The organism is Streptomyces sp. NPDC001700, from assembly GCF_053596435.1.
Window position 1 is genome coordinate 322,857 of record NZ_JBSFGE010000006.1, and the last position, 12,543, is coordinate 335,399.

Here is a 12,543-nt window from a genome sequence, read left to right on the forward strand (position 1 = left end):
CGCTGCGCTAGCGGATGTAGCGCCCGTCGAGGTACTTCTTGGCCAGTTCCAGGTAGCGGGGGTCTTCCGAGTTCCTGATCAGCTCGAAGAAGAACATCTCCCGTGTGATCAGGTGCACCCCGTTCTGCCGCAGCCGGGCGAGCCCCAGCTCGTGGTCCGCCTGGTTGCGGGCGGAGCAGGTGTCGGCCAGTACGAACACCGTCTTGCCCCGCTCGATCAGGCTCATCGCCGACTGGAAGAGGACCACGTGGGTCTCGGCACCGGCCAGCACGTACTGGTCCCGGTCCGATGACACCACGTGGTTCTCGATGGGATCTTCGCGGAGGAAGTCGAAGTGCTCCTTCTCCAGCCGGGGCGCGCCCTCGGCCGCCTCATGCAGGGAGAGGGAGAGCCCGCCCAGCTTCTTGTGCTCGGTCAGCAGCACCGGGAGGTCGAATTCCCGTGCCACCTCCGCCACCCAGCAGGTGTTGTGCAGCAGTTGTGTGCCGTCCAGCAGCAGCGGGATGAGTTCCAGCTGCATGTCGAAGAGGACGACCGCCGCCCTGTCCACGTCTACCAGCATGTCGTGTCACCGTTCCCTTCCCATGAGGTGATGCCGCTCGGACCAGAACTCCGTCAGCGTCCGGTTGAAGGCCCGGCCCGCGGTGAGCGGCATGTAGTGTCCGTGGCCGTCGAACTCCCGCACCCGCGCCCCGGGGATCCTGGAATAGAGCGCGGTGGCTTCCGCTTCGATGACGCGGTCGTCGCGGCCGCGCACCACCAGGCAGGGGGCGGTGACGTCGGGGAGCCGGTCGACGATGTCGAAGCCGGTCAGGGCCGCGTAGTAGCAGCGCAGCGTGTCCATGGGGGCGGCTGCGGTGAACCGCTCGGCCGGGTTGCCTCCCCCTTCGAACACCACGTCCAGCAGGCTGCCGTGCGCGCGCAGTTCCTCCCGCAGCTCCAGGGTGCGGTCGAAGGCGTCGTCGCCGTAGCGGGGCGCGCAGCTGATGAGCGTCAGCGAGCCGACCCGCTCCGGGTGCCGCAGGGCGGTCAGGGTCGAGACACAGCCTCCCAGGGACCAGCCGACCAGGTCGGCCGGGCCGTCGGCGGCCTCCCGCAGAAAGGCCGCCACCTCGTCCGCGAGCGTCTCGAAGGAGAAGCGCCGCTGGTCGAAGGGGGCGTTCCCGTGTCCCGGGTACTCCGGAACGTATACGGTGCGCCCCTGCCGGAGCAGGGCCGGGATCTGCTGGGTCCACGCCCGCTGGTCGCAGTTGAGCGGGGGCAGCAGCAGGGTGGGCCGCCCGCCACGGCCGTACTCCAGCCACCGGGTCAGCGGTACGGCGTCGTGCGTACCGGGTGCCCGGGGCTTCTGGCGCTCCTCCGGCTCGGGGGGCCGTCCCGCGATGGCGGCCGCGAGGTCGGCCACCGTCTCGTGGCGGAACAGGTCGTGCGACTTGATGGGGCTTCCGGCCTGCTGGTGGGGGCTGAGCAGTTGGACGGCCGAGAGGGAGTCGAGCCCGAGCGAGGCGATGCGGGTGCCGGGGGTGATGTGGTCCGTCGCCCTGTCGAAGCCCAGCAGAGCCGCCAGTTCCGCGCACAGTTGGCGGGCGAGCCCGTCGTCCACGGGAGGCTGCGGGGCCTGCTCGGCGTCCTCGGTCAGCCAGTGCCGCCGCTTCTCGAAGGGGTAGCCGGGCAGTGTGATCCGCGCCAGGTCGGCCGGTGCGTCGAGCCGCCGGAGCAGTGCGGGGGTGTCGTGGGCCCGCCAGTGTGCGACGAGGTCGTGCAGGTCGCCGTCGAGGCGGTGGGTGTCCGTGTCCTCTCCCACCTTGTCGAGACCGGTGAGGAGTTCGTCGCGGGTGCGTGCCACGACCACCCGCTCATGGGCGTAGCACGGGCGCCGCAGCAGCAGTTGGGAGAGGTCCCAGAGCCGGTCCTCGGGCAGATCGGCCACCAGCGCCCGGCAGCGCTCCGCCAGCGCCGTCAGGCTCTCCCGCGACTCCGCCGACAGGCAGAACGGCAGCGCCCGCCCGGGACGGCGGTCCACCGCGTCCACGCCCGCGCCACCGCCCGCCACCTTGCGCAGGACCACATGGCCGTTGGAGCCGGTGAAGCCGAAGGCGCTGACGGCGCACAGCGGTTTGTCCTCCGGCCACGGCAGCGGTTCCCGGTTGACCCGGAACGGCGCGACGTCGAGGTAGGACACCGCCTCGTCGGTGGCGGCCACCGGCGGGATGGTCCCGTGGTGGAAGCCGAGCAGCGCCTTGATGACACCGGCCAGGCCCGAGCACACCAGGGTGTGCCCGATGAGCGGCTTCACCGCGCCGAGGTGGCAGCCGTCGCCACCGGCCCGTCGGAAGGCGGACTTCAGCCCCTCCAGCTCGATGGGATCGCCCAGTGGCGTCCCGGTGCCGTGGGTCTCCAGGTAGGCGATCCGCGAGGGGTCGATCCTCTCGCGCTCGTACAGGTCCGCGATCAGCCGTGACTGCGCCTGGGAACTCGGCGCCATCAGACCGTTGGTGGTGCCGTTGTGGTTGGTGCCGGTGGCCTGGATCGCTCCATGGATCCGCAGCCCCCGGGCCCTGGCCTCGTCATGGCGCATGAGCACGAGGCACGCGGCGCCTTCGGCCGGTACGAACCCGTCGGCGGCATCGGTGAAGGGCAGCGACCCGCCGTTCGGGGAACTCATCCGGGAACTGCGCGCGAACCGCAGCACCTCCGGGGTACTGAAGACCGAGACACCGCCGACGACCGCGCAACGACCCTGTCCGGCACGGACGTTGAGGACCGCCTGATGCAGCGCGGCCAGCGAGGAGGAGCACGCGCTGTCCAGGGTGAGGGAGGGGCCGTTGATGTCGTAGAAGTAGGAGATACGGCCCGACAGGGTCGAGGGCGCGTTGCCCAGGAAGCTGTGGGTTCCGTAGACGACGTCGCCGCGCCGCGCCACCAGGTTGCGGTAGTCGCCGGGCAGCCCGGCGACGAACACCCCGCAGTCCAGGGCGCGCAGGTCGGTGGGGGTCAGGTACGCGTCGTCCACCGCGTGCTGCACCGTCTGCAACAGGACCCGCTGCTGCGGGTCCATGCACTGCGCCTCGTTCGGCGAGATGCGGAAGAACCGGGCGTCGAAGTCCTGGTGTCCGTCCAGGAAGCCACCGGTGAAAGTGGCGGCGTCCGCCTCCCCCGGCCAGCGGTCGGTGGTGCCCAGGGCGGTGCGGCCCTGCCGCAGCCGCTCCCAGTACGCCTCCAGACCGTCGCTGCCCGCGAACCGGCAGGCCATGCCGACCACGACCGGGGTGTCGTCCTCAAGCAGCTCGTCCATGCCCACCCTCCTTGCCCTGCCGTGGTGTGGTGGTCCCGGTCCCGGTCATTCGAACCAGAACCGGTTCTGTGCGAACGCGTAGCCCGGCAGCCGCAGCCGCCGGTACTGCCCGCCGTCGAACATCGTTGGCCATGCGAACTCCTCCCCCTCCAGGTAGCGGGCCCGTACGGCCTCCAGCGCGGCGCGGTGACCGGGATCCGCCGCGTCCGGCAGGGCCAGCGGGTGCGCGGTCGGCCGATTCCGCCCGCACTTCGCCACCTCCTCCGGTCGGGCCTCCTCCAGCTGCCGAAGCAGATCGGAGGTGCTGGAGGCGATCCAGGCCATCCGGTACTCGAAGTGGTCGCGACCGGCCGTCAGGGTGTGGGCGATGTCCGCGAGGTCCTCCCTCTCCACCTCGGGGCCGCGCAGCCAGTCCAGGAGGGTGTCCCGCATCGTCGAGAGCGATCCGGTGGAGCGGGCGCTGAGCGTGATGAGCCAGTACGGACGCGACGCCCTGCGGGGTGGTGGCGCGGCGGGCGCCTCGGAGAGGACCACGTGTGCGTTCGAGCCGCCGAAGCCGAAGGAACTGACGCCGGTCACCAGCGGTGTGCCCCGCTCCCACCGCTCGTTCTCCAGCAGCAGCCGGAAGGGCGAACCGTCCAGCTCGACCAGCGGATTCAGCTCCTTGAAGTTGATGTTCGCCGGAAGGTGGCGGTGGCGCAGGCACAGCAGCAGCTTCAGCAGCCCGGCCATCCCCGCCGCCGGTTCCAGATGGCCCACGTTCGTCTTCACCGCGCCCAGGGTGATGCTGCCCGGCTCGCGGTGCGGGGCCAGTGTGCCGAACGCGGCCCGCAGGGCGCTGATCTCGATGGGGTCGCCCAGGTTCGTCCCGGTGCCGTGGGTCTCGATGTGGGTGACCCGGGCGGCCAGTTCCGGTGTGTAGGCCTTTCGCAGCAGCGCGGTCTGGGCCTCGGGGTTGGGGGCGGTCAGCGAGTTGGAGCGGCCGTCGTGGTTCTCGGCCACCGCCTCGACCACCGCGAGGACGGCGTCGCCGTCCCGCTGGGCGTCGTCGAGCCGTTTGACCACCACACAGCCCACGCCCTCGGCCCGCACGTAGCCGTTGGCCTCCTGGTCGAAGGTGGCGCAGCGGAAGTCGGGGGAGAGCACCCCCAGCCCGCTCGCCGCGTCGGTGGCGGCCGGGTCCACGAGCACGCTGACGGCGCCCACGAGGGCCACGTCGCACTCCCCCGCCGCGAGCGAGAGCACACCCCGGTTCAGCGCCACCAGCCCGCTTGAACAGGCGGTGTCGACCGTCTGGCTCGGCCCGGTGAAGTCGAGCAGATGGGAGACGCGGTTGGCGAGCATGGTGTGCGCGTTGCCCGTGACGGTGTACGGGTGCGCCCAGTCCACGCCGTTGTGCAGCGCCGCCTGGTACTCGCTGAACTGCACCCCGGCGAAGACACCCACGTCCCGCAGGGTCGCGGGCGCGTGGCCGGAGTCGAGCAGGGCGTTGTAGGCGCACTGGAGGAAGAGCCGGTGCTGCGGGTCCATGAGCATCGCTTCCCGGGCGGAGAGCCCGAAGAAGCCGTGGTCGAAGGTGTCGTAGCCGTCGATGGTGCCCGCGAAGTACTCGTTCGCCTGGTCCTTTGATGGGTCCTTCGCTTGGTCCTTCCAGCGGTCGACCGCGCGGATGGCGCTGCGGTTCTCGACCAGCAGCCGCCAGAAGTCCGTCAGGTCGACGCCTCCGGGCATGATGCCGCTCATGCCGACGATGGCGTACTTGCCACGATCATGCCTTGCCTCGGGGATCGCGGCTGCGGTCGACGTGACCTTCTCCGGTACGCCCTGGTCCCTCAGATAGGCGCTCAGCGATGTGATGCTGCTGTACTTGAAGAGGGCGTTGGGCGGTGTCTCCACGCCGAATTCCGGCCCAAGCTCCCGGGCCAGTCCCTGGAGCATGACCGAGCTGTAGCCGAGGTCGCCCCAGGTGCTGTCGAAGGCGATGTCGGCGGGCCGCAGGCCGGTCTGCGTACGTACCAGCTCCACGAGCCGGTCGCCGATGTCCTCCAGCGCCGCTGTGGCGGGGGCCGGGCGTGCCGGGTCCGCGCCGTCTGCTTTCGGCGCCGTGCCGGGGAGTAGCCGTTCCCGCATCCGCTCCACATCGCCGACGCAGGGGATGACCTGGTGGCATGCCTCCGGTAGGCCGTTCAGCAGGTCGACGAAGAGATCCGCGCCGCGCCGCGAGGACAGCGGTTCCATCCCGAACTGGCCGCGCAGGTACTGAGCGAGCGGCTCGTACCGCTCGCGACGTTCGTCCTCGGCGTCCAGCCACAGCGGCCAGTTGACCGAGAGGGTGAGGCCGCTGCGTTCGCCGTCCGTCACGCGCCGGGCGCGCTCGGCGGCGAACTCATCGAGGAAGCGGTTGGCGGCGATGTAGTCGCTCTGCCCGGTGTTGCCCATCACGCTGGAGATGGAGGAGAAGGCACAGAAGAAGTCCAGGCGCAGGTCGGCGGTGTACCGGTCCAGGTTCTGGGTGCCCCGCACCTTCGGGGCGAGCACCGCTTCCGCGTCCTCGGCGGACTTGTTCTGCACCAGGGCATCGCGGATGACACCGGCGGAGTGGATGACTCCGTCGAGCCCGCCGAAGCGCTCGCGGATGCCCGCGATCAGGTCCCGGGTTTGGTCGGGCGAGGTGATATCCGCCTGCTCGTAGTGCAGCCCCGGCGACGCGGCGATCCACCGTTGCCGCCCGGCGTCCGGCGCGGAGCGGCCGACGGCGATCACGGTGGCGCCGTACCGTTCGATCAAGCGCTCGGCGATGGCGCGGCCCACCGCGCCCAGACCGCCCGTGAGGAGATACGTCCCCCCGGTGCGCAGCCGGGCACTGTCGCCCCGCTGGATCTCCGTCAGCTCCCGTGTCTCGCGTGTGCCGTTCGACCACCTGAGCTCGGTGAACGGCTGCCGTGCGGCGCTCAGTTCGTCCAGCAGGGGCAGCCAGCCATCGGCGAGCGCGGCGTCGATGCCGGTCCGGCGCGCGAGGATGGTGCGGATGTGGGGGTTCTCCTCCGCGAGTCCGTGGAGGAATCCGGCCAGGGCGCGTACCTCGGCCGTGTCCGCCTCACGGGTCACGCCGAGGATCGTGGACGGAGTGCGGCAAGCCTGGAGAGCCCTGGCGAAGGAGAGTGCCGAGGCCACCGTCGTCTTACGCCGGAGGTCCACCCAGTACAGGTGGTCAAGGCCCAGCTCATCCGTCAGATGCCGCAGGACGTGCGCGGCGGCCGCGTCGTCGTCTTCGGGCAGCTCGATACGGTCCGCCTCGATGGCCAGCGTGTCGCCGGGCACCACCCGGATCAGCCGGGTCGGCTCGGGCGGGCGGGGAAGCGAGTGTTCCTGGCCGTGGTCGGTGAGGACGAAGACGCGGCGCACCGGGGAATCCGCCGCTGGTCCGTCCACCGTGTGCTGCCGCCACACCGGGGTGAGCAGCAGTTCGGCGGGGGCGTCGTCGGCCGTGGCCGGTGCGGTCGGCCGGTTGGTGTGGTCGAGCGTGGCGGCCACGTACCGGTCGGTGGCGAAGGGGTAGAGCGGGGCGTCCACCAGCATGCGGACCGGGAACAGCTCCGTGAAGCCGGGGTTCTCGCCGTCGAGGTACGCCGATGCCGTACGGGCCCAGGCGTCGTCGTCCGGTGGCGCGGCCGGGGAGGTTCCGGCGGTGGACTGGAGCAGAGTGGTCAGCTGCTCGACGCTCTCGGCCCAGTAGCCGCGCCGGACGCGGAAGTGCTGCCTGGCGCAGCACAGGGTGTAGCTCAGTCCGTACAGGGACGTGTCGGGCGCGTTCCGCAGCGCGGTGAGCAGGTCGTCCGCGCGGCGTCGTACGGCGGCCTCGTCCCGCCCGGAGAGCGGGATGAAGTAGCGCGGGAACGCGGGGGTGGGGCGGCTCTCGCGCGGTGCCACGAACTCCTGGATGATCGCGTGGCCGTTGGCGCCGCCCGCGCCGAACGAGCTGAGTCCGGCGAAGCGCGTGGGAGCACTGCCCCTGGGCCAGGGCCGAGCCTCCTTGACCAGGGCGAAACGCGAGTCGTCGAGGTGCAGGTCGGGGTTCTCGAGTTCGCAGTGGAGCGTGGGCGCCAGGGTGCGGTGGGTGAGCTGCTTGACGACCTTGACGAGCCCGGCCATGGCGGCGGCGGACTCCAGGTGCCCGATGTTGCTCTTCACCGAGCCCAGGTAGGCGCGGCCCTGCTCGGGCCCGCCGTATGCGCGGTTCAGCGCGCGTACCTCGATCGGATCGCCGAGGCGCGTGCCTGTGCCGTGCGCCTCGACGTAGGTCACGGCGGACGGTTCGATGTCGGCGGCGGCCAGCGCCGAGGCGATCACGCGGTGCTGGGCGCGCTCGGACGGCACGGTGAACCCGGCCGTCCTGCCGCCCGCGTTCACCGCCGTCGCCCGGATGACGGCGTGCACCCGGTCCCCGTCCCGCAGCGCCTCGGACAGCGGCTTGAGGACCACGGCCACGGTTCCCTCACCGGGCACGTAGCCGTCCGCCTCCACGCCGAAGGCCTGGCAGTGGCCGGTGGGGCTGAGGAACGTGCCCTCGGACAGCAGGCGGTACTTACCCGGGTGCGTCATGAGGTTCACACCGCCCGCCACGGCCAGCGCGCAGTCCCCGGCGCGGATGCTGCGCACGGCGAGGTGCAGGGCCGTGAGCCCGCCGGAGCACATGGTGTCCAGGGCGACGCTGGGGCCGTGCAGATCGAAGGCGTAGGAGACGCGGTTGGCGATGGCGGCGAACGAACTGCCGATCACCCGGTCGGGGGCGGTGAGGTCCTGGTAGTGGCCGAACATGGCGGCCACGAACACGCCCACGTCGTCGGTGGGCCGGGCGAAGTACCCCGAGTCCTCCAGGGCGTGGTGGACACACTGCAGAAAGCGGCGCTCCTGCGGGTCCATGTACTGCGCCTCGATGGGCGTAATGTTGAAGAAGACGGGGTCGAAGTCCAGGGCGTGGTCGAGGAATCCGCCGTGGCGGCCGTACGAGGTGCCCGCTTCGTCGGGCGAGAAGGAATGCTGGCCACGCCAGTCCCAACGATCACCGGGAATGACCCGCACCGCGTCGTCGCCGTCCAACAGCGCCCGCCAGAACGCCCCGGTGTCGGCACCCCCGGGAAACTCCCCGGCCATGCCGACGATGGCGATGTCCCCGGGCCGATAGGCGCCGTCGGGGACGCTGCCTTCGTCGGCCGGGGCCGCCACGGGGGTCGCGGGCGCGGCGGATTCGACGGGGGCCGAGGGGTCCTCGGGCGCGGCGGGGGCCGAGGATGCCGCGGATTCGGCAGGCCCCGCTGGCGCGGGGGCCTCGGGCGCCGCAGACACCGAGGCCGCAGGGGCCTCGGGCCCGGGCGCTGCTGGTGCCGTAGGGATGGGTGCCACGTGGGGTGCCGCTGCCTTCGGCGTGGGCTCTCGCGCCTCCGGGGGCTCTCGGGTGAGGGAGGATTCCAGCTCGGCCGGGAAGTTCTCGGCCAAGTGCTCGCCGAGGGCCGCCACCGTCGGGTACTCGAAGAGGACCGCGCGGCTGAGTCGGGATGTCCCGGCTATGCCCAGCCGGGCTTCGATGTCCCTGCTGATGCGGATGCTGCCGACGCTGTCCACGCCCTGGTCCAGCAGGTTGTCGTCGTCGCGCAGGTGTCGCAGGCCGCTGTGGCGGGCGATGAGTTCCCTCAGCCAGCGCGTGGTGTCGGTGAGGAGATCTGGGATGGGGGAACGGGGCTCGGGGGCCAGGCGCAGGTGTCCGTCGTAGATGGCCAGGCGCCGCGCCCCGGCGCCGAGGGCCGACATCAGCGCGTCGCACGCCTGCTTCGGGGGCATCGCCCGCAGCCCGGACCCGTCGTCCGGCGTCGGCATCCGCATGCCATCGGTGTCCCACAGGCCCCAGTTGATGCTGTACCAGTCGGGCCGGTGTGCGGAGAGCCGGTCGAGGAACGCGTTGGCCGCTCCGTACGCCACCTGGCCGACGTTGCCCGTGACGCTCGTCAGCGAGCTGAAGTGCACGACCATGCCGGGCCGGTGCGGGCCGGAGAGGGCCGCCAGGTTGAGGCCGATGGCCGCCTTCGGCCGCAGGACGTTCTCCAGGCGGTCCGGGGTCAGGTGGTACAGCAGACAGTCGTCCAGCACACCGGCGAGGTTGAACACCGCCGCGAGCGGGCCGGACTGCTCGTGGAGGTAGCGTAGTGCCCCGTCGAGCGCGTCGGGTTCGTGCGCCGCGACACTGACGTAGCTTCTGGCGCCCGCCTCCTTCAGCGCCTCCAGCGCCTCTCGGCCGGGAGTGCCGCGCCCGAGGACGAACACCTGGGCGCCGCAGCGCTCGGTCAGGTACCGGCACAGATGCCGTCCGATGCCCCCGGCCCCGCCGATGAGCACCACTCGGTCGCCACGGCCGAACACCTCACGTGGGCGCTGGTCCTCCTGTGGCAGCGGTGCGTGGTCCAGGCGCGCTATGCGGTCATCGGCGGCCCGAAGCCACGCCCCCGGATACCGGGCACCGGCCGCGATCCAGGCGCGCAGCCGGTCCGCCGTCGCGGGGTCGGCGTACTCGACGGCCGTGTGGGTGAGCGGACATTCCAGCGCGGCCGACAGGGCCATGCCGTCGAGCAGCGACGGGAGCACATCCGCCGCACGGGACAGCGTGACGAGATGGATCCGGCGCCCCGACTCCCGCAGGGCGTGCAGCAGAGCAAGACACGCCCGCGCGAACCGCGTCGCCCGCCCGTACTCCGGCGTGCCGCCGGACGGCCCGTCGCCCCACGCCACCACCACGGTGTCGTGGCGGCCGACGCGCCGCCGCAGCTCCTGCCCGAGCCCGGCCTCGTCCTCCGTGGCGGGCCCCGCGTACCAGCACTCGGTGCCGAGGGAAGCGGCCGCCGCCGCGATGTCCTCCAGGTCGGTGATGACGAGCGGGTCGCCGACCGGGCCGCCGGGCGCGTCCAGTGGGGCGAGGTCCTGGTACCGAGGTGCTAGTGATGTCGTCACAGATCGTCCCCGTCCGAGAAGCCGAGAAGGTGAAGCTCGCTCATACGCCCATGAATTCCTTGACGCCCCGGAACTGCCCCACGGCAGGCGTGTCGTCCGGGAAGGGGTGCGGAACGCCCAGCCGGTCCGCGATCACCATGCCGGAGACGATGGCCCCCTCATGCCCGGTGATGCTGGTGTCGGTGCCGCAGAACCAGAGGTTGTTCCGGCCCTGGATCTCGCTCAGCCGCTTCTTGCGGCGTACGTCCACCGGCCGGAGCTGGGGAAGTTTCCACTGGCGGCGGACGATGACGCGGTCGGGGGCGATCTCCTCCTGAGGGTCGAAGGTGATCAGGATGGGCGACTTGACCTTCCGGTAGGGGTGGAGCGCGTTGCAGTTCCGGGTGAGGCTCCCCATCAGTTCCTCGGCGCGGTCCAGCTCGAACCCCGGTGGCATCCGGAACTGGCAGTAGGCGTCGCCGCCTACCGGGCTGAGCCAGCTTTCGTCCTGGTGGAGCACGCTTTCGACCGGTACGTAGGCGAAGTCGCCGAGGAGTTCCCCGTACCGGGCGTCGGAGGTCCGCAGCAGCCCCAGCGTCACGTCCGCGTGCGTGGCGAACACGACCTGGTCGAAGCGGTGCTCCTGTCCCCCGGCCACCACCGTCACCCCGGTGTCCGCCGGAACGACGGCCTCGACGGGGGTGTTCAGCCGGACGCGGTCGCCCAGCTCGTCCCCGATCCGGCGCAGATAGCCGTGGATGCCGCCGTCCGCCTTGCGCCAGTACCCGGCGGAGAAGAAGGAGAGCAGATGTGTGCTGAACGACAGCGCCACGTACATCAGAGTGTAGTCCAGGGAGGGCGCGTGGCAGCCCGAGTAGATGCTCAGGATGGGGTTCATCGCCTGGTACTTGAAGCTCTTGGAGTACCCGTTCTCGTCCAGGTACTCGCCGATGCTCATGCTCTTGTACCGGTCGTCGCCCGAGGTGGCGACGTGGTTCATCTCCCGGTGGAAGCGGTCGAACTCCTCGTGCAGCTCCTCGCGCAGCCCGCCGAGGAAGTTGAGGTTGCTCCACATCCGCCGCTCGCCGGGGAAGTCCACGTGGACGGAGGACGGGGCGACGTACGTGGCGATGCCGAAGTCGGTCAGCAGCCGGAACAGGTTGGGTGAGAGCTTCTCGTTGAAGTGTTCCACGCCCATGTCGACGTGGAACCTGCCCTGTTCCGTCTCGACCGGATGGCTGTACGCGTGCCCGCCCAGGTACTCCCCCGCCTCGAACAGCGTGACGTCGTGCTTCCGGTCCAGCTGCCAGGCCGCGACGGCGCCGGAGCCGCCGCCACCGATGACGGCGATCCTGCTGATTGCTGTGTCCACGGTGTCCACGGTCCTCACTTCCAGGGCTCGGGCTGCGGCGAGGGTTCGTCGCCGAGGATTTCCGTGCTCAATGTGGTCAGCACCGTGCCGGGGCCGACTTCCTCGAACGTCTTGTGTCCGGTACGGGCCAGATGCGCCACGGTCTGCCACCACCGCACCGGCTTCACCAGCTGGAAGACCAGCTCCTCCAGCAGGTGGTCGGCCCCCAGGACCCGGCCACTGGTCGTGGAGATCACGGTCTTGGCGGGCGGGGCGAACTCCCGGTCCCGCAGGAAGCGGGCGAACGCGCGCCGGGACGGCTCCATGTGGCGGGAGTGGAAGGCGCCGCCGACCGGCAGCGGCACACACCGGTGGCCCGCCTCGCGCAGGCGCGGCACCAGTTCGTCCAGCCGTGGCTTCGCCGCGCTCAGCACGACCTGCTCCGGGCTGTTGTAGTTGGCCACGTCCACGTCGAAGAACTCCAGTTGGACGAGGTGTTCGTCGATCTCGTTCGCCCGGGGTCCGATGACCGCCACCATGGCCCCGTCGCGCGCCTCCCGCATGAGCGCGCCGCGCGCGGAGACGATCTCCAGCCCCTCGAAGAGGTCGAAGACCTTCGCCGCGAAGAGCGCCGGATACAGCCCCAGGCTGTGGCCCGTCACGCACCGCACCTGGTCGTCCCCGTGGCGTTCGGTGTACGCCAGGTACATCAGACAGCTGACGAAGTAGACCGCCTGCTGGGTGTGGGCGGTCTGGTTGAGCCGCCCGTGCGAATCCTCCAGGCACAGTTCGCGCAGGGAGTATCCGACGATCTCGTCGGCCCTCTCGCACAGCCGGGGATACGCGTCGAACACCTCCCTGCCCATGCCCAGGTGCTGGGAGCCCTGCCCGGGGAACATCACGACATCGCTGGCCACGG

5 protein-coding genes are annotated in these 12,543 nt (G+C 71.0%); all 5 read right to left on the bottom strand.

Features of this window, described 5'->3' with window-relative positions; genetic code table 11:
- Positions 1 to 7: 7 nt before the first annotated feature.
- From ACWC5C_RS14880 to ACWC5C_RS14900, 5 genes are read right to left on the bottom strand one after another with little or no spacing between them, the layout of a single operon-like run.
- Complete coding sequence (locus ACWC5C_RS14880; RefSeq protein ID WP_450875786.1) at positions 8 to 562, bottom strand: hydrolase; 555 nt, start codon at positions 560 to 562, stop codon at positions 8 to 10.
- 6 nt (positions 563 to 568) lie between these two features.
- A complete protein-coding gene (locus ACWC5C_RS14885) occupies positions 569 to 3,295 on the bottom strand; it encodes an alpha/beta fold hydrolase (RefSeq protein WP_450875787.1) in 2,727 nt (908 codons plus the stop codon).
- 45 nt (positions 3,296 to 3,340) lie between these two features.
- Complete coding sequence (locus tag ACWC5C_RS14890; RefSeq protein WP_450875788.1) at positions 3,341 to 10,294, bottom strand: SDR family NAD(P)-dependent oxidoreductase; 6,954 nt, start codon at positions 10,292 to 10,294, stop codon at positions 3,341 to 3,343.
- A gap of 40 nt (positions 10,295 to 10,334) precedes the next feature.
- Entirely contained in the window at positions 10,335 to 11,645 is a 1,311-nt protein-coding gene (locus ACWC5C_RS14895) for an FAD-dependent oxidoreductase (protein ID WP_450875789.1), read from the bottom strand.
- 14 nt (positions 11,646 to 11,659) lie between these two features.
- Positions 11,660 to 12,541, bottom strand: coding sequence for an ACP S-malonyltransferase (locus tag ACWC5C_RS14900; RefSeq protein ID WP_450875790.1), 882 nt, complete (start codon positions 12,539 to 12,541; stop codon positions 11,660 to 11,662).
- Positions 12,542 to 12,543 lie beyond the last annotated feature (2 nt).

Bases quoted from the DNA above. Each gene is read 5' to 3' on its own strand.
- ACWC5C_RS14880 (WP_450875786.1), bottom strand. From the start codon at position 562: ATGCTGGTAGACGTGGACAGGGCGGCGGTCGTCCTCTTCGACATGCAG.
- ACWC5C_RS14885 (WP_450875787.1), bottom strand. From the start codon at position 3,295: ATGGACGAGCTGCTTGAGGACGACACCCCGGTCGTGGTCGGCATGGCC.